The sequence below is a fragment of the Exiguobacterium sp. s160 genome, from assembly GCF_018617575.1.
GTDB classification, from domain to species: Bacteria; Bacillota; Bacilli; order Exiguobacteriales; family Exiguobacteriaceae; genus Exiguobacterium; species Exiguobacterium aestuarii_A.
The window spans coordinates 48,835-66,077 of the sequence record NZ_JACSKK010000006.1; the positions used below are offsets into that span (position 1 = coordinate 48,835).

At 47.0% G+C, this 17,243-nt stretch carries 20 protein-coding genes; 8 read left to right on the forward strand and 12 right to left on the reverse strand.

Annotation, left to right across the window (positions count from 1 at the left end; translation table 11 throughout):
• The first annotated feature begins 6 nt into the window (after positions 1-6).
• Positions 7-702, forward strand: coding sequence for an aspartate/glutamate racemase family protein (locus tag KNO86_RS11570; protein ID WP_214696375.1), 696 nt, complete (start codon positions 7-9; stop codon positions 700-702).
• 43 nt (positions 703-745) lie between these two features.
• Here KNO86_RS11570 and map read toward each other — a convergent pair whose 3' ends face one another.
• The 5 genes from map to KNO86_RS11595 form a co-directional block, all read right to left on the reverse strand.
• Positions 746-1,495, reverse strand: a complete 750-nt coding sequence (gene map, locus KNO86_RS11575) for a type I methionyl aminopeptidase (protein ID WP_214696377.1) — start codon at positions 1,493-1,495, stop codon at positions 746-748.
• A gap of 14 nt (positions 1,496-1,509) precedes the next feature.
• Positions 1,510-2,694: an EAL-associated domain-containing protein gene (locus KNO86_RS11580; protein ID WP_214696379.1), complete on the reverse strand. Its 1,185-nt coding sequence runs from the start codon at positions 2,692-2,694 to the stop codon at positions 1,510-1,512.
• 40 nt (positions 2,695-2,734) lie between these two features.
• Positions 2,735-2,986, reverse strand: coding sequence for a hypothetical protein (locus tag KNO86_RS11585; RefSeq protein WP_214696381.1), 252 nt, complete (start codon positions 2,984-2,986; stop codon positions 2,735-2,737).
• 100 nt (positions 2,987-3,086) lie between these two features.
• Positions 3,087-4,610, reverse strand: coding sequence for a degradosome RNA helicase CshA (cshA, locus tag KNO86_RS11590; RefSeq protein ID WP_214696383.1), 1,524 nt, complete (start codon positions 4,608-4,610; stop codon positions 3,087-3,089).
• 170 nt (positions 4,611-4,780) lie between these two features.
• A complete protein-coding gene (locus KNO86_RS11595; protein WP_214696385.1) occupies positions 4,781-5,632 on the reverse strand; it encodes a CvfB family protein in 852 nt (283 codons plus the stop codon).
• A 288-nt stretch (positions 5,633-5,920) separates the two neighbouring features.
• Here KNO86_RS11595 and KNO86_RS11600 point away from each other — a divergent pair, with 288 nt between their 5' ends.
• The 5 genes from KNO86_RS11600 (at position 5,921) to KNO86_RS11620 (ending at position 9,468) form a co-directional block, all read left to right on the forward strand.
• Complete coding sequence (locus KNO86_RS11600; RefSeq protein ID WP_015880844.1) at positions 5,921-6,073, forward strand: hypothetical protein; 153 nt, start codon at positions 5,921-5,923, stop codon at positions 6,071-6,073.
• A gap of 129 nt (positions 6,074-6,202) precedes the next feature.
• On the forward strand, positions 6,203-6,445 hold the full coding sequence (locus tag KNO86_RS11605; protein ID WP_074033069.1) for a hypothetical protein: 243 nt from the start codon (positions 6,203-6,205) through the stop codon (positions 6,443-6,445).
• 87 nt (positions 6,446-6,532) lie between these two features.
• Positions 6,533-6,793: a hypothetical protein gene (locus tag KNO86_RS11610; protein ID WP_026826759.1), complete on the forward strand. Its 261-nt coding sequence runs from the start codon at positions 6,533-6,535 to the stop codon at positions 6,791-6,793.
• A 78-nt stretch (positions 6,794-6,871) separates the two neighbouring features.
• A complete protein-coding gene (locus KNO86_RS11615; RefSeq protein ID WP_214696387.1) occupies positions 6,872-7,573 on the forward strand; it encodes a lysophospholipid acyltransferase family protein in 702 nt (233 codons plus the stop codon).
• A complete protein-coding gene (locus tag KNO86_RS11620) occupies positions 7,570-9,468 on the forward strand; it encodes an ABC-F family ATP-binding cassette domain-containing protein (protein ID WP_214696389.1) in 1,899 nt (632 codons plus the stop codon). Before KNO86_RS11615 ends, KNO86_RS11620 begins: the two co-directional genes overlap by 4 nt.
• A gap of 82 nt (positions 9,469-9,550) precedes the next feature.
• Here KNO86_RS11620 and KNO86_RS11625 read toward each other — a convergent pair whose 3' ends face one another.
• The 7 genes from KNO86_RS11625 to KNO86_RS11655 form a co-directional block, all read right to left on the reverse strand.
• A complete protein-coding gene (locus KNO86_RS11625; protein WP_214696391.1) occupies positions 9,551-10,480 on the reverse strand; it encodes an NADP-dependent oxidoreductase in 930 nt (309 codons plus the stop codon).
• 97 nt (positions 10,481-10,577) lie between these two features.
• Positions 10,578-11,117: a GNAT family N-acetyltransferase gene (locus KNO86_RS11630; protein ID WP_214696393.1), complete on the reverse strand. Its 540-nt coding sequence runs from the start codon at positions 11,115-11,117 to the stop codon at positions 10,578-10,580.
• Positions 11,114-11,749 (reverse strand): response regulator, encoded by a 636-nt coding sequence (locus KNO86_RS11635; RefSeq protein ID WP_015880838.1) that lies wholly within the window; start codon positions 11,747-11,749, stop codon positions 11,114-11,116. The genes KNO86_RS11630 and KNO86_RS11635 overlap by 4 nt, the downstream gene beginning before the upstream one ends.
• Positions 11,750-11,751: 2 nt before the next feature.
• Entirely contained in the window at positions 11,752-12,774 is a 1,023-nt protein-coding gene (locus KNO86_RS11640) for a sensor histidine kinase (RefSeq protein ID WP_074033063.1), read from the reverse strand.
• Positions 12,771-13,460 (reverse strand): cell wall-active antibiotics response protein LiaF, encoded by a 690-nt coding sequence (gene liaF / locus KNO86_RS11645; RefSeq protein WP_015880836.1) that lies wholly within the window; start codon positions 13,458-13,460, stop codon positions 12,771-12,773. Before liaF ends, KNO86_RS11640 begins: the two co-directional genes overlap by 4 nt.
• 78 nt (positions 13,461-13,538) lie before the next feature.
• Complete coding sequence (locus KNO86_RS11650) at positions 13,539-14,183, reverse strand: PspA/IM30 family protein (protein ID WP_214696394.1); 645 nt, start codon at positions 14,181-14,183, stop codon at positions 13,539-13,541.
• A 22-nt stretch (positions 14,184-14,205) separates the two neighbouring features.
• On the reverse strand, positions 14,206-14,595 hold the full coding sequence (locus tag KNO86_RS11655) for a lmo0954 family membrane protein (RefSeq protein ID WP_214696396.1): 390 nt from the start codon (positions 14,593-14,595) through the stop codon (positions 14,206-14,208).
• 243 nt (positions 14,596-14,838) lie between these two features.
• On the opposite strand from KNO86_RS11655, the gene rsgA reads away from it, so the two are divergent.
• Both rsgA and KNO86_RS11665 read left to right on the forward strand, forming a co-directional pair.
• Entirely contained in the window at positions 14,839-15,804 is a 966-nt protein-coding gene (rsgA, locus tag KNO86_RS11660) for a ribosome small subunit-dependent GTPase A (protein WP_214696399.1), read from the forward strand.
• 144 nt (positions 15,805-15,948) lie between these two features.
• Entirely contained in the window at positions 15,949-17,199 is a 1,251-nt protein-coding gene (locus KNO86_RS11665) for an Nramp family divalent metal transporter (RefSeq protein ID WP_214696400.1), read from the forward strand.
• Positions 17,200-17,243 lie beyond the last annotated feature (44 nt).

The window sequence follows — 17,243 nt, forward strand, 5'->3', positions numbered from 1 at the left end:
GTCATTATGAAGAAAATCGGAATGTTAGGCGGAATGAGTTGGGAGTCCTCACTCGAGTATTACCGAATGATGAACGAAGAAGTGAAAACGATATTAGGTGGGACACATTCTGCCAACTGTCTGTTGTACTCGTTTGATTTCCAACAGATTGAACGATTACAGCACGAAGGAAAATGGGATGAATTGACGCGTATCATGGTAGAAGAGGCTATGAACCTTAAAAAGGCAGGAGCCAATCTCATTGTGATTTGTACGAACACGATGCATCTTGTAGCGCCTTCCATTGAAGCCGCCACTTCCCTGCCCGTCTTGCATATCGCAGATGTCACGGGACATGCCATCAAACAGGAAAATCTAAAAAAAGTGGCGCTTCTCGGTACACGATTCACAATGGAAAGTTCATTCTACCGCGACTTGCTGAAAGAGTGGTATGAAATCGAACTAATGATTCCAAATGAAGAAGATCGCCAATGCATACACGACATCATTTATGATGAGCTGATTTTCGGAATCATAACAGAAGCAAGTCGTCTCGCTTATACGCGCATCATTGAATCGCTGCAAGCCGATGGAGCAGAAGGTGTCATTCTCGGATGTACGGAAATCCCCCTGTTGATTCAGCAACAACATGTGTCCATCCCACTCTTTGATACAACGTATCTTCACGCGACAGCAGCCGTGCGCAAAGCTCTCGAACAATGAATACAGAAAAGGTGCGGTTCACGAGAACCACACCTTCTTTACATTAACGGAACGATCCCGTTAACACTTCATATCCATCTTCTGTGACGATGACTGTATGTTCGAACTGTGAGACGAGGCTCTTATTCGGTGTGAAGAGTGTCCATCCGTCTTCTTCTGACTGATAGACGATTTCGTCTTTCGTCGAGATGAATGTTTCGACCGCAATCACTTGCCCAGCTTTTAAGAGCTGATTCTCTTCGCGGCTGTAGTAGTTTGAAATCGTCTCCGGCTCTCCGTGTAACGTCCGACCGAGTCCGTGTCCGGCCAAGTTACGGATGACCGTGAATCCATTCTTTCTCGCGTCCGAATAAATGGCTTTCCCGATTTGGTTGACTTTCACGCCCGCTTTGACTTTGCTGAGACCGGCTTCGAGCGACGTCAACGACACTTCGACCAATCGTTCATGTTGAGGTGATTTTGCTTCCCCAGCAATGACCGTACGACCTGTATCGGCATAATAGCCATCCTTCACAGCCGAGACGTCAACGTTGACGATATCGCCTTCTTGAATGACTTCCTCTCCAGGAATCCCGTGGGCAGCGACGTCATTGAGTGAGATACACGTGTACCCTGGGAATTCATACATCGTAATCGGTGCAGAAGCCGCACCCTCTTCTTCTAAAATACGTTGCCCAATCGCATCCAATTCTTTTGTCGTCATGCCCGGTTTGACGGCTTTCGCCATCTCATCTCGTGCAAGTGCGACGATTCGACCGATTTCGCGTAACGCATCGTAATCATAATCTAACATCATAACTCTTCCTTTCAGTCTAATAATCGATTCTGGTACAAATATTCTTCGGATATGTCGGCGAACAAGAACATGCCGTCGGGTAACGGATAGCTGAACGTACGCGTCACTTCGTTTGAACTGAAATCACGATAGTCTCCTGATAAATAACCACGTCCTCGAACGTCCATGGCCGCCATCGTTTGAATGAAATATGGACGGAAACTCCAGTTGTAACCCCGATACGTATTATCGACACGCCATTCTCCGTTCACACAGTAGACGTTTGCACTCGTCTGAAACCCTGTCTTATCCGTCAAATAGTAACGGACAAACACTTCCTCGAGCTTCGGTGCGATGTATTGAATCCACTCGTCTTTCTTATCTCTCGACCATTTACCGGATTGAACGAGTTCTCCGATTCGACGATGTAACTCAAACTCAAGTTCGTATAAACGATTCAATCGCTTCTGGTCATGTAAAAAGAAAGAAGGCACTTCTTGTGCCAAGACACCCATTCCTTTGATTTCTCGTTGTGGAATCTCGTCTTCTAACCCAAGCAAACCACCCATGTAATAGCGACCGCCGTGTTGCCAAGCATAACGAAGCTGTCCGATATGGTTGATTGATTTGTACAGAAGCGGTGCCCCGAGCTTCGATGCGATATATTCCATCGTTTGAAGCATGTTCGGATACGTGACCGACAACGTCTTTTTCTCAATCATCGTACCGAGGTCGACAAGCAACAATTCTGGAGCAAGTGTCATAATGTCCTCGATACTCGTCGACTCTGCGAAGTCTAGTGCGATTTTCAGCCCGTACGACCGATAGTACTGAATGACACGCGATAGGCGAGGAACATCAACCAGATCCGTCCCTTGAAGCGTCACATAAATACGATGTAACGGGAAATTCAATTCGCGCAGAGGAGCTAAAAAAGCTTCTCCCCCTTCTTCAAGAATCCATTCCGATCGACATCTGAATGTGACGAATGGCTTGGCGTCTCGAAGTTGTGCTGCTGCCAATTGCTCCATCCGTTGGGCGATGTCTAACTGATACTCGAGCGGAACGTCATCATCATAAAAAAATGGTGTCAACGATTCGCCTCGGAATCGCCCATGTACCATATAGCCTTCCACTTGAAACGTTGCCGCTCCAAGGATTGGTTCATACGTCACCATCACTTCTTCAGGATGGACCATCACTTCTACCGCATCCATAACTCATCACCTCTTCGTTAAATGCGAAAACGAGCTACAATCAGCTCGTTCGCGTGTGTACATACATATAGGCACCGAAACAAGCAATAAAATAGGCGATACTCATTACGCCATATGCAATGCCCATCTTTCCGCCTACTCCAATGGCTAACACTAAAAAAATCATCGCTCCAAACAACAATGTCGCCACGGGGATATAACGAAAGTTAGGACGGTCTGTCTTTGACACGATTGGTTTGAGTGCGAGCACACAACCAAATAGCACAAGGAGACCGAAACTTAATTCCACCATCCGTTGACACCTCATCCTTCTATCTCTACTCAACTAGTGTAGCACGACACAATAAAAAAAGCCGCAAATCCACTTAAGGAAATGCGGCATTTCACGATGATTAGTCACGCGGCCGGCGTGGGCCACGGTCATCCGAGCGACGACGATCGTCACCACGGTATGATCCTTTACGGTCTCCACTGCGTCCATCACGACGTTCGCCACCGCGTCCACCACGACGATCGCCACCACGGCCACCGCCACGACGGTCGTTACGACCACGGTATCCACCGCGATCGCCACCACGGCCACCTTGACGTTTGACACGAACTGGTTCAGCGTACGAGATTTCAACAGGTGTTGAATCTGGCTCTTTCGTCAATCCACGAAGGGCTGCAGCGAGAATTTCAACTGCTTCATACTCTTCAAGAAGTTCAGTCGCAAGTTGCGTGTACGCTTTGAAGTCGCCCGCTTGAACGCGTTCGATCAACTCTTCAGCTGCTTGCTTTTGGTTTCCTTCAAGTACTTCCGCGATTGTCGGTACGTGACGACGGTTCATGCGTTTGTTCGTTACACGTTCGATTGCTTTTACTTGTCCAAACTCACGTGGTGTGATGAATGTGAGGGCAGTACCTGTTTTACCAGCGCGACCTGTACGACCGATACGGTGTACGTAGCTCTCTGGGTCTTGTGGTACATCGAAGTTGTAAACGTGCGTGACACCTGAAATATCAAGTCCACGTGCAGCAACGTCAGTCGCTACTAAGATATCGATCGTTCCGTTTTTGAAACGACGAATCACTTGGTCACGTTTTGATTGCGTCAAGTCTCCGTGAAGACCATCTGCTGTATATCCGCGCTTGATAAGTGCTTCTGTCACTTCATCAACACGTTTCTTCGTACGAGCGAAGATGATGCTGAGTTCTGGTGAGTCGATGTCGATCAAACGGCAAAGCGTATCGAATTTTTGACCTTCGCGCAATTCGATGAACTGTTGGTTGATGTTCTCAACTGTCATTTCTTTCGCTTTGACTTTGATGATTGTCGGCGACTTCATGAAACGCTCTGCAATCTTTTTGATTTGTGGTGGCATCGTCGCTGAGAAAAGAAGCGTTTGGCGCTCTTCAGGAAGACCTGCCAAAATCGTTTCGATATCTTCAACGAAGCCCATGTTAAGCATTTCGTCTGCTTCATCCAAGATGACTGTTTGAATGTCATCAAGTTTGATTGTTTTACGTTTCATGTGGTCCATGAGACGTCCTGGTGTCGCAACGACGATTTGCGGGTTCTTTTTCAAACCACGGATTTGACGGTCGATTTGCTGACCACCGTAAACGGGAAGTGCGTATACGCGCTTTGTTTCTCCAATTTTGTTTAATTCTTCTGCAACTTGAATCGCAAGTTCACGTGTCGGTGCAAGAACGAGTGCTTGGACTTGACGTGCCTTTGAATCGATTCGCTCAATTGTCGGAATACCGAAAGCTGCTGTTTTCCCTGTACCTGTTTGTGCTTGTCCTAATACGTCCACTCCTGTGAGTGCGACAGGAATTGTCTCAGCTTGGATCGGTGTAGCTTCCTCGAAGCCCATTTTGTGTACACCTTTTACTAACGCTTCACTTAATTGTAAATCTTGGAATTTTGTCAAATTATATTCTCCTTTGTTCATACAAAAAACGTCTGAGTTCAGTTTGACAGATCTACAGACGTTTTCTCAATGTTTCCTCATAGTCAACTTTATTAACTATAACGTATTTATTCCTAAAATGAAAGAAATACATTTTCAAACTTTTTCATGTCATCCGAACATGAGTTATCTTATTTCAATTTGTAGCCGTTGTCGAGCTTTTCAACTTGCTTTTCTTTTAGTAGTTTTCCGAGCGCCCGTTTAAACGCGGCTTTGCTCATCCCGAACTCACGGTCGATGACGTCAGGAGCCGTCTTGTCACCGTACGGCATTTGGCCACCACGTTCCTCGATGTATGAGAGGACGCTCGCCGCATCGCCATCAATCGCCTCATAGGCACGTGGTTTCATGGAAACAAGAACCGTTCCATCTTGTTTCACTTGGGTCACTCGAACCGTCAATTGTTCACCGAGACGTGGCCAACGTGTCATTTCTGCTTCGTGTAAGAAACCGAGTGATTCTCCTTCGACCCATACGTTGACGCCAACTTCACGTTTATTGACGACAGTCGCTTGAACATCTTGGTTGTTCCATTCTTCTTTCGATGGACGTGCCAACAAGTTCAAGTATGCGTAAGGTGCCGGATCCCCAAGCAAACGTCCTTTTTGGTCATACTTCAAACGAATGCACAATTGGTCTCCCGTTTGCGGCCAATATGACCGGTTCTCTGGTAAGTCGTCCATCGAGACGAGAACATCTTTTTGAATCCCGATATTGACGAAGACACCTGTGTTATATCGAACGCCAGTCACTTCACACCATTCATACTCATCGAAAGAGACCGTCGGAATCGTCATCGTTGATGCGAGACGCCCTTCTGAGTCATGATATAAAAAAACACGAACCGTTTGACCGACCGTCACTTCTTCCGTCTGTTCTTTTCGATGAAGGAGTACCTCTTCGCGACCGTTACTAATGAATACTCCAAAATCAGCAGAACGTTCCGCGACCAAGTCTACTACTTCTCCTGCGCGCAATGCCATTACACCCACATCCTTTTCTAATCTATTACTGTCAGTATACCTATCTACACACGTTCCTAATCATATCATGTTCTCTTTCAACATTTTGAATAAATGTGACGAAATTGTGAATGCAAAGAAGAAAGGGAAAAACGTCACAACAAATGGAAGGTAGATGATTTATTAAAATTTTGTGACAATTTTGTGAACGTCTTTTTTTCTTCTAGTATCCTATTTTTGAAAACGTTATTATATAGGAAGTGTCCAGTATAGATAAGGTTTCATTTAGGATTGATCGGGGGATAATAAATGTTTGATATACAGTCTCGTTCGTTTGCAAAACGTTTTACAAAAGGGCTACTCGTCGCCTTTTTCGCATTACTCGCATCACTCAGCTTCATTTTTTCAAACGGTGTGGATACAAACGTATCGTCATCATCGACTTATATGACTCAAGAGTAAACGTCTTCCGTGCTACTGGAGGCGTTTTTTCTTTGCCAAACGCAAACAGGAATTTCCTACAAAAGGTCGAATACGATTAAAAGACCTTGCCTTTTTCTTTACTACCACATAAGAAAAGGAGACTCCGCTATGATTTTCTATTTTCTTACGACCATCTTATCGACTGCAGGCCTCGCTTTCTTGTTCCAGTCCGAACTGTATAAAGATCCGATTGGGACTTTTCTATTTGCTGTTTTAATTGCGATGGGACTGTCTTCCTTCAAACAACTCTTTATGCAAGCGAGCGAGTTCTTTGTGGAACGGCGGAACCAGAAACGAATCAAACGCGTCGTGGCCAGAATGCATTCGACGACACGGAAACGCTCTACATAACGCTCGTCTTCCCTCTCCACATTTGGTATTCTATGAAGGAACAGACAACGTACATTGGATTTATAATCGCAGGAGGCACACAATCGTATGAATGAAATTCCGTTATCGAATGAATGGCTACTTCGTTATTCACCTGTCATGGAGCTTTGGTTAAAGGAAGATGGAATCTTACTTGTCGATGACGACAATCGCATCCGCCTCACCCTTGAAATCGGGAACGACCAAGCCATGCAAATTAAAAGTATTGAACAAGACGGCGCTTATTTCGTCGTCGATCCTGTGAATAAACGCATTACGTTCGAGCTTGAGGAAGAGGAAGAAGAGAGCGATTCTCGCTTTTGGGAATAAGGATTCATGCCGAAGGGTCGGATTCTCGTCAAGAGAAGAAGACTCTTTCTTGTTGTCATTATGAGAGGAGAAAATAAAATGATTCGAACAGCTGTATGGTTTTTCTCATTTTTTGCGGTGTTACCGATCACCGTCCCATTTTTACAGAAGGCGAAAAAAATCGATCCACCAAAGCGTTATCGCTATGTACAAGACATCGCTTATAAATGGGCACAATTCTTGTTGAAAATTGCCGGTGCCGACATTCGGGTCCATGGACAGGATCACATTCCGGATGAACCGGTCGTCTACGTATCGAACCACCAAGGAAACTTTGACGTTCCCATCATGTTGACGGCCACGAAACGACCAAAGGCATTCATTTCGAAAATTGAAGTACAGAAATTCCCGATTATCCCGCGTTGGATGGAATTGATGGGCTGTATTTTTATCGATCGAAGCGATCGTCGTCAATCAATTAAAGCCATTCGCTCAGGCGTCGAGACAATCCAATCCGGTCAGTCAATGATCGTCTTCCCAGAAGGAACACGCTCAAAAGGCGGTCCTATGAAAGAATTTAAAGCTGGGAGTTTGACACTCGCTACGTCAAGCGGTGCGAAGATTGTTCCGGTTGCCATTCAAGGGAGCTACAAACTGTTAGAAGCTAAAAATCGAATCACTCCGGCAACGGTCGACGTCACGTTCTTACCCGCGATCGATCCGGCTGACTTACCGAATAAAGAAATCGCTGCAACGGTCGAAGCAGCCATTCGTCAACAGATTGAAGGAGAGAACGCATGAGTTTATTAATGATTGAGGGCATTCATAAAGAGTTTGCCGACAAAGTCTTATTTGACGATGTGACAATGACGATTCATCCAGGAGACCGTATCGGAATCATCGGAGTGAACGGTTCTGGAAAGTCGACATTCATGAAAATCATCGCTGGTGCCGAGACGGCAGATAAGGGAACGATGCAACATCCGAACGATTATCGCATCCGCTATCTGACTCAGACGGTCCAGTTCGATGAAGGTCAAACGATTCTTGACGCCTTGTTCACAAGCGATACACCGTCCGTTCAAGCACTGAAACAATTCGAACGTTCCCGCCAAGCGCTCGAAGCGGATCCAACGAGTGAGCAATTACTCGAACGTTTCATGAAAGCTCAGCAGGCTGTCGATGCCGCAGACGCTTGGGAAACGGAAGCAAAACTGAAGTCGATCTTGAACCGTCTTGGTCTTCCTGACGTGTCCGTCGATGTGAACGCCTTGTCAGGTGGACAACAAAAGCGTGTCGCTCTCGCCGCAGCGTTACTCGACGAAGCAGACTTACTGCTCTTAGATGAGCCGACGAACGAACTTGATGCCGACACGATCGCATGGCTCGAGACGATGCTTGCGGATTATCGGGGAGCCATCCTTCTCATCACCCACGATCGTTATTTCTTAAATCGTGTCACAAACCATATCTTAGAGATTGCAGACGGGACGAGTTATTTCTATAACGGGAACTATGAGCTGTTCCTTGAGAAGCGGGCCGAACGAAAAGCACGGGCACAATCGATGGAACAGAAACGGCAAAATATTTTACGTCGTGAACTCGCTTGGTTACGTCGAGGCGCAAAAGCACGAACAACGAAACAAAAAGCACGCATTCAACGTGTCGAAGACTTGAAACATCAAGAAAGCTTGGCCGAAGAAGAGTCACTCGACGTTTCCGTCGGATCGCGCCGACTCGGTAAAAAGGTCATCGAAGTCGAGGACTTGTCTTTTGGATACGACGATTCGCTCCTCATTCAGCAGTTCAATTGGATTTTCGGACGCCGTGAACGCTACGGCATTGTCGGACCGAACGGGAGCGGGAAATCAACACTTATGAACCTGCTCGCCAAGCGTTTGGAACCGACAAACGGTACCATCGTGCACGGGGAAACGGTCCATCTCGGCTATTACGGTCAACAAGTCGAGTTTGAAGACGAATCACGACGCGTGATAGACGAAATCGAGCGGATTGCGAAAGTGATTTATACGCCGGACGGCGAGACAATCACGGCCGGTCAAATGCTCGAACGCTTCCTCTTTTCACCGGACGCGCAATATAAACCGATTGCGAAGTTATCCGGTGGAGAAAAACGACGCCTTGTCCTCCTGCGGATTCTCATGGACGAACCGAACGTCTTGTTCCTCGATGAGCCGACGAACGATTTGGATACGGAAACGTTATCCGTGTTAGAAGACTATTTAGAATCGTTCCCTGGCACCGTCATCGCCGTCAGCCACGATCGTTATTTCCTAGACCGTGTTGCCGGACAGTTGATCGCATTTGAAGACGGTACGATCCAGGTGTATCACGCAGAATACAGTGACTACTTGGCGATGCGCCAAGAAGAGGTTCGTCAAGTGAAGAAAGAGAAAGAACCAAAAGAGAAAAAAGAACGAGCGAAGTCGGAAGTCGTGAAATTCACCTTCAAAGAACAGAAGGAATGGGACACGATTGAAGAAGACATCGCCGCGCTTGAAGAACAGATTGAAGCACAAGAAGCGACGCTTGCGACCGCGGGCAGCGACCTCGGAAAAGTGAATGAATTGTACGCAACAATCGCCGAACTGAAAGAATCACTTGATGCCAAGATGGAACGGTGGACATACTTGTCTGAAATCGATGAACAGATACAAGCACAGAAAAAGGGCTGATTCCACATGAGGTAGCCTTTCACATCTAATGAAAAAGAGGTAGATTTCCGGTTCACACTCCGGGAATCCACCTCTTTTTTTATCATTTCACTTTAATGACGATTTTCCCTTTGGCATGTCCTTCTTCTCCATAGTCATGGGCAAGTTTCGTGTCTTCCAAATCAAAGACACGGTCGATCACAGGTTTCAGTTCGCCTTTTTCAACAGCTTCCGCAATTTTTTTCAAGCGCTCCCCTGTCGGTTGCATGAAGACATACTCCGCGCGGGCATTTGCCTGTTCGGCTTCTTCTTCATTCGGTGGTGTTGAGATGGAGACGAGCATCCCATTTTCTTTCAGCATTCGATACAGTTTGCTCTGTCCGTCTCCTCCCATCGTATCGAATACGAAGTCAAGATCGCGGACGGTTTCTGATGGATCTTGTCGTTTATAGTCGATGACCTTGTCGGCCCCAAGTTCGCTGACCCAGTCCACGTTCGGCGTACTGGTTGACGTGACGACATACAATCCGTGTGCTTTCGCAAGCTGGATGGCAACCGTTCCGACACCACCTGAACCAGCACCGATGAAAATTCGGTCACCCGGTTTCGCATCCATCACTTCGTACATGACTTGCCATGCCGTATGCGCGACGAGCGGAAGTGACGCTGCCTCCTCGAAGCTCAATGAATTGGGTTTCTTGACGACGAGATGGGCATCGACCGCCACGTATTCGGCATATGTGCCTTGCCTCGCAATATCCGGACGGCTGAATACTTCATCGCCGACCTCAAGCTCGGTCACATTCGCCCCGACTTCTTTGATGACTCCCGATACATCCCATCCGATGACGAGCGGCATTTCGAAATGAAGCATTTCTTTTAAGTATCCTTCACGCAACTTCCAATCCACCGGGTTGACACTTGCGGCATGAACCTCAATCAATACGTCATCTGCACCGATTGTCGGTTGCTCAAGCTCCCCTACTTTGAATTCGTCTGATCCGCCATACTGTTCGATATATGCTGCTTTCATCCTATCGTCCTCCTTTGAGCGAATAACTCACCTTTACTCGGTTCCCATTTTGTTTGTCTCACAAACGAAAAAGCACAACGCCCGTTAGACGATGTGCTTAGATTGACTGATGTGTCATATAGCTATAGACATAGACGTCATGGGCTTGTCCCCGCTGACGCATGTAATTATGTAGTCGACCTTCTTGAACGAACCCATTCTTCTCAAGCATACGTTGCGATGCGAGATTGTCGATATAGACAATGGCACCGACACGTTCAATCTCACATGTCTCGGCATACTGCAGGGCCGCATGGAGGGCTTCGGTCGCATAACCCGAACGCCAATATTCTGGTCTGAGTTCATAACCGATTTCGGCGCGACGGTGTGACGGCGCCCGATTGTGAAAACCGATTGTTCCAATTAACGTTTTTGATTCTCGATGTTCAATCGCAAAACGGATGATGGCCCCCGTCTCGATTTGAGCGAGCATGTGGGTAAGCATCTGCTCCGTCTCTTCAAGCGTTTGATGCGGCTCCATCCCATAATGCTGGAGCACGCGTTCATTTGAAAAAATGGCGAATACGTGTGGAATATCTTCCATTTGAAGGGGGCGCAGTCGAAGACGTTCCGTTTCGATCAAAGGGAGCCGATTCATCCTTTACTCACCAGATTATGTTGAAACGCATACACGACCGCTTGTGTTCGGTCATAGACGTCAAGTTTCGTCAAGATGTTCGAGACATGCGTCTTTACCGTCTTCAGTGAAATAAACAATTCGTCCGCAATGACTTGATTCGACTTCCCTTCCGCCATGAGTTGCAAAATTTCTCGTTCACGTGCAGTCAAGCTCTCATGGAGGGTCATCTCCGGGTGACGTAGACGTTCGAGCATCTTTCCTGTCACTTGGGCAGCCATAACGGGATTGCCGGCAGCCGTCTGACGAATCGCGTCGGCAATTTCATTGGCGTTTGCCGTCTTGAGGACATAGCTCATCGCGCCGGCTTCAATGACCGGGTATACTTTCTCGTCATCCAAGAAACTCGTCACGACTAGAATCTTAGCCTCTTTCCAGCTTGCTTTGATTCGTTTCGTCGATTCAACTCCGTCCACCGGTTCCATGACTAAGTCCATGAGGACGACGTCCGGTTTTTCCGCAATCGCAAGCTCCGCTCCCGTCGCGCCGTCCGATGCCTCACCGACGACTTCAATGTCCGGTTGTGTCGATAAAAAGGCAGACACGCCCGCTCGGACCATTTCATGATCATCAATTAATACAACTCGAATCATCATTACCCCTCCACTTGTTGTTTCACACGTACTTCGATTTGTGTTCCGACATTCGGCACACTGACCAATCGTAACGTCCCACCGACTTCCGCCGTGCGCTCTCTTATCGATTGTAATCCATATGAGGCGACTTGTGTATCGTCCACGTTAAATCCGATTCCGTCATCGTTGATCTTTAAAATGACCGTCTGTTGCACGGTTCGCATCTCAATTTCTAGGCGAGTCGCCTTCGCATGCCGCAACGTGTTACTGATTGCCTCTTGGACGATGCGGAACAGTTCATTTTCGGTGTGCCGTGATAGCTTCACTTCTTCTAGACGCCAGACGAGTTCAGTCGACTGTTTACGCGACAGTTCTTCTAATAGGCGTTCGATTCCGGTTTTTAACGTCATACCCTCTAATTCCACCGGTCGTAGTTGTAGGAGTAACGACCGCATCTCTGCCTGTGCCGTTTGAGCCATGAGCTCCACTTGCTCCATTTGTTTACTCGCTAATTCCGGTTTCGTCTGCATCGTCTGTTTGACCGCTGTCGTCATCATCGAGATGGCATAGAGCTGTTGACTCACCGAATCATGAAGTTCTCGTGCGACGCGACGTCTTTCTTCGACGACCGCTTCACTACGCGCCTCTTCCACACTGACTGGACGCTCACCGACTCGCTTCGCCATTTCAATCATCTCTTGACGTTGTTTTGAGACGCGAACGATTCGTTCGAGCGTGTCTCGGTAAGGCGACAACGGTCGGAACGTGATTTCTTTTTGATTCTCTAGTTTCCAAAGGGCGTTCGCGACCTCTCGGAAATCTCGACGTAAGTAAAAGTATGATGCGACTCCAAAGATACTGCCAATCAAAACGGCAATCACCAAAATGGACACACCGAAAGGCAACCCTTCTTCACGCGAAAACAAGTCGCTCAGTGAAGTCGAGTCACCTATGAGAAACGCCACTGTAATCAAGAAAGCCGTCAAGAGGCTACTGAACAATTGATGCCAGACGACCGTCCGTGGATAAGAATCTTTTTTCATACCGTCATCACCTCGACACTTCCGCTCATGAGCACGATATGAATCCGAACTTTTCGCGTAGCCTGGACATAATCATCAGACGCTGTATAGAAGCGACGATTAAAAACCGGTGAATAGTTCGAATCATCGACTTGGACTTTTCCAAATCCAATCGACGCATCGATTGAATAATCATAACCCGCTGGAATGAGGATGCGGATGTCTCCCGCAAGTCCATTTAGGAGCAAGAACGTCTCCCCTTCAGGAATGATGGCTTGTGATAAATCCATCTCAACATCACGCAACAAAAAGAACTCATTCGTATCGCGTAACACATAGTGTCCCGATTCTTTCATACCGAACGAGAAGGCTTGTTCCTGACGAAGCGGTGTCCGAATTTTTGATTCAACCGGTCGATTCTTATAGAGTCGATACCCGAATAGCAACAACAGACCCGAGAGCACAAACCCAAACGCGGCCGACGAGAAGATCAAGCCAATCAAGAGAATGCCCCCGATGGCGTAAAAGATATAGCTGGCCGACTGTTTACCTCGACGACTGAAGCGTCTTCCAATATAAAGAAGAAGCAATGGGAGGATCATGCTGAATAAGACGCTATTCCCACCCGTCACGATGTCGATAAAGAGTCCAACTGAAAATAAAATAATCATGAATCCAATGATTTGACGTGTGTTCCAACGTTCCATGTCCATTCCCCCTTTCTGTTCATATGTATGAAGCAAAGAAAGCGATGACCTTGTTCAGGTCATCGCCGAACCGTCACCTCACTCTTGTTTAAAGCGACGCTCCAGTTCTTTTAGTTTTGCTTCAAAATCATCTTCATCTGCTTGCGTGTCTTTCTTCTCTTCAACAGGTTGTTCTTTCTTCTCTTCCTCGGTAAACGGATGAGACTGCGACGTGTTTTGACCGAAGATTTGGTCAAGTGCCCCTTTTAGAAGATCTAAATTTTCACGCATCGCAAATTCATATCGTTTGTTTTGCATTTCATCGAGCTTGAGTTTCATCTCGAGTGCACGACGCTCTAGCGCATCCAATTCACGCTCTCCTTCATCGATCAACCCTTCGAAATAACGATACTGTTCTCCGTAGTGTTTTGACTCAAGAGCTGCACGTTCTGCCAACTTCTCTTCACCAGCCTGCTTCGCCAGTTCTGTCTGTTCATATCGTTTATCTGCCATCTTTTTGGCATCATCACGCTTTTCAGCAAGCTCTGCAAGTAGTGTGCGTTGACGTTCGACGAGACGCTCAACCGATAGCGCTTCCTTCTCCGCTCCACGGATATGACGGTTCAATTCCGCTTCTCCACTCGAACGTGGCATCTCTTTATCTTGATACTTCTTCACTTCTTTTGAAATCTCTTTCGTCAATTCATTCGCTAGTTCACGAAACTGATCAAACGGTGTCTTCATGGTGAATCCTCCTTATGAAATCTTAACGACGATTAACAAATTTTTGCCACACTTGATCGAACTGTTGGAAGCTGCTACGGCTAGCACGCGTTCCGTCGGCATTTAAAATTTCGACTTCCGGGTCGCGCTTCTCACCTGTATACATCATATACCCTTTAAACAACAACCACGCGACAATGATTCCGACGAGTGCCCAAATGTTTGAGAGCATCGTCCCAATCCCGATGACGGCAAGGATTCCGAAACCAACTTTAGCACCGATGTGTGTCACAGCCTGAAAACGGACTCCAGCCCACAGCGTCAAGAGCGCTCCTAATCCGAATAAAATCATATTCGGTAAAGAACCGATCAACACGAGCACTAGAGCGATCGCGGCTACGATGAACAACACCTTTTTCACTTGGTGATTCATCTGTCATCCCTCCTTGTTAAGTACACTCTTATCATAATACGTTATTTTGTATAGGTCGACGAGCGGAAGGCTTGTTTCGCCTCGGTCTTTAGACTGAGATGTTACCGTTTCCAATAACTGTGGTACACTGATGCTATCGAACAATGAAAGGATGATGTTTTATGAGCAACATGATGCATGCACGTCACCAAATGTCAGCGAATCGGAGGGCTGTCGTCCTCCATCATTAAAAGGAGGATTCTTTTGAATCAACAAACTGAAACGGGACGTGTCACGGCACAGTTCCAACATCTTTATACGGTATCAATCGGAGAAAACGCCTATATGTGCGGGGTTTCCGGAAAATTTCGACATGCGGCGACGAGCGAACGAGATTACCCGGTCATCGGCGATTATGTCACGATTCAAGTTCGCGAGCATGGTCAAGGTACGATTCACCATCTCCTTGAGCGTCGGACCGTTCTATCACGAGCGGCCGCCGGCAACGAGACGCGTGAACAACTGATCTGTGCGAACGTCGACTACGTCTTGATCACGATGGCATGCGGACACGATTTCAACATCCGCCGCCTTGAGCGCTATACGCTAGCTGCGTGGGACACAGGTGCAATCCCCATCATCGTCCTGACAAAAACGGACCAAGTCGAATCGGTCGACACACTGCTCGAAGACATTGAGCTAAACGCACCTGGAATTCAAGTATTTCCTGTCAGTGCTGTGACGGGAGAAGGTGTGGCTGAACTTCGTCACGCGTTACCGAGCGAAAGCACAATCGCCTTCGTCGGTTCGTCTGGCGTCGGAAAATCTACGCTGACAAACGCCCTAGCCCACGAGACACTTGCCGTCACGCAAGCCGTCCGGGCGCAGGACGAGCGCGGCAAACATACGACGACACATCGCGAACTGTTTCGAATCGACGACTTATACGTCATCGACACACCAGGGATGCGAGAATTCGGACTATGGGAAGGAAGCGAGCATCTCGATGAGACGTTCCGTGATATCGAAGCGCTTGCCGAGACATGCCGCTTCCGCGACTGCTCTCATCATAAAGAACCGGGTTGCGCCGTCCAAGAGGCGCTAACGAACGGTACGTTAGATGCGAAACGCTATGCAAGCTACGTCAAACTCGGGCGTGAGCTTCTCTACATGGAGAAGAAGCAAGCAGAGCAAGCACGGGTATTAGAAAAGAAAAAACGGCGGATATAAGTTCGTTGGACTGTGAGCGAAGCTGCTCGCAGTCCTTTTTATTGTAATTTGACAGGTTCTCTAGGCAGGCGTAAACTTGCCATATACTTAAAAAGTTTACCTAAGTAAACAAATTAACCATTAGGCAAGAAAGAAGGATCTGTCATGTTGAATGAAGTCGAATTAATTCGAATACATCGCTCGATGACTCAAAAACTAAATACACTTCTCCCTTTTTTAGGTCCAGCTTTTGTCGCTTCGGTCGCATACATCGACCCTGGAAACTATGCAACTAATATTGCAGCAGGCTCTCAATTTGGTTATTTACTCTTATGGGTAATTTTAATCGCAAACTTGATGGCCGGATTAATCCAAACGCTGTCTGCTAAAATCGGAATCGCGACTGGGAAAAACTTACCTGAAATTTGTCGTGACCGCTTCTCTAAGAAGACCGCAGTCTTTTTATGGATTCAAGCCGAATTAATGATTATGGCCACTGATTTGGCAGAATTTGTTGGTGCGGCACTCGGGATCTACCTCGTGTTTGATATAACGCTCATTCAAGCAGCACTACTTGCCGCGGCCGGTTCTTTTGCCATCTTAGAAGTACAAAGACGTGGCTATCGACCACTTGAAACGCTTGTGACTGGGATGCTACTCGTCGTTGCTCTTGCGTTTGCCATTCAAACGTTTAGCTCTCAGCCCGAAGTGAAACCCCTTTTGTCAGGTCTCCTCATACCTCGTTTTGACGGGACAGAGAGTATTTTATTAGCTGCCGGAATATTAGGTGCAACTGTCATGCCGCACGCTATTTATTTGCACTCTGCTTTGACACAACGGCGAATCAAGGGAAAAGATGCGGTAGCACGAAAACGCATCATGAAATTTGAACGAATTGATGTGACAATCGCAATGGTCCTCGCTGGCGCAATCAATGCCAGTATGTTGATTATCGCAGCTGCCGTCTTTTATAAGAATGGGATGTTCGTAAACGATTTAGAAATCGCTCACCAGCAGTTTGACTCTTTTTTAGGATCACCAATTGCCATGTTATTTGGCATCGGCTTAATGGTCTCCGGATTATCAAGTGCATCTGTCGGAACATTGGCCGGGGATGTCGTCATGCAAGGGTACATTCAAAAGCATATTCCGATTTATATACGTCGTGTGATTACGATGGCTCCTCCACTCTTACTCATTCTTTCCGGTGTCAACTTGTCAAACGCTCTCGTTTGGAGTCAAGTCGTTCTCTCTTTCGGTATATCATTCGCCCTCATCCCTCTGCTTCTCTTTACGAGTAATAAAGAGTTAATGGGCGGGCTTGTGAATCATCGTTTTACGACATGGATTGGATGGGGTATCACAGCGATTGTCATCGCATTAAATATATTTTTGATTGTCCAAACCTTTATCTAATCTCTAAATATAAAAAACAAGCGCAGGCCGAGCGGCCTGCGCTT

Coding starts and splice junctions, on each gene's coding strand:
- KNO86_RS11570 (WP_214696375.1), top strand. CDS start 7: ATGAAGAAAATCGGAATGTTAGGCGGAATGAGTTGGGAGTCCTCACTC.
- map (WP_214696377.1), bottom strand. CDS start 1,495: ATGTTAGATTATGATTACGATGCGTTACGCGAAATCGGTCGAATCGTC.
- KNO86_RS11580 (WP_214696379.1), bottom strand. CDS start 2,694: ATGGATGCGGTAGAAGTGATGGTCCATCCTGAAGAAGTGATGGTGACG.
- KNO86_RS11585 (WP_214696381.1), bottom strand. CDS start 2,986: ATGGTGGAATTAAGTTTCGGTCTCCTTGTGCTATTTGGTTGTGTGCTC.
- KNO86_RS11595 (WP_214696385.1), bottom strand. CDS start 5,632: ATGGCATTGCGCGCAGGAGAAGTAGTAGACTTGGTCGCGGAACGTTCT.
- KNO86_RS11600 (WP_015880844.1), top strand. CDS start 5,921: ATGTTTGATATACAGTCTCGTTCGTTTGCAAAACGTTTTACAAAAGGG.
- KNO86_RS11605 (WP_074033069.1), top strand. CDS start 6,203: ATGATTTTCTATTTTCTTACGACCATCTTATCGACTGCAGGCCTCGCT.
- KNO86_RS11610 (WP_026826759.1), top strand. CDS start 6,533: ATGAATGAAATTCCGTTATCGAATGAATGGCTACTTCGTTATTCACCT.
- KNO86_RS11615 (WP_214696387.1), top strand. CDS start 6,872: ATGATTCGAACAGCTGTATGGTTTTTCTCATTTTTTGCGGTGTTACCG.
- KNO86_RS11620 (WP_214696389.1), top strand. CDS start 7,570: ATGAGTTTATTAATGATTGAGGGCATTCATAAAGAGTTTGCCGACAAA.
- KNO86_RS11625 (WP_214696391.1), bottom strand. CDS start 10,480: ATGAAAGCAGCATATATCGAACAGTATGGCGGATCAGACGAATTCAAA.
- KNO86_RS11630 (WP_214696393.1), bottom strand. CDS start 11,117: ATGAATCGGCTCCCTTTGATCGAAACGGAACGTCTTCGACTGCGCCCC.
- KNO86_RS11635 (WP_015880838.1), bottom strand. CDS start 11,749: ATGATTCGAGTTGTATTAATTGATGATCATGAAATGGTCCGAGCGGGC.
- KNO86_RS11640 (WP_074033063.1), bottom strand. CDS start 12,774: ATGAAAAAAGATTCTTATCCACGGACGGTCGTCTGGCATCAATTGTTC.
- liaF (WP_015880836.1), bottom strand. CDS start 13,460: ATGGAACGTTGGAACACACGTCAAATCATTGGATTCATGATTATTTTA.
- KNO86_RS11650 (WP_214696394.1), bottom strand. CDS start 14,183: ATGAAGACACCGTTTGATCAGTTTCGTGAACTAGCGAATGAATTGACG.
- KNO86_RS11655 (WP_214696396.1), bottom strand. CDS start 14,595: ATGAATCACCAAGTGAAAAAGGTGTTGTTCATCGTAGCCGCGATCGCT.
- KNO86_RS11665 (WP_214696400.1), top strand. CDS start 15,949: ATGTTGAATGAAGTCGAATTAATTCGAATACATCGCTCGATGACTCAA.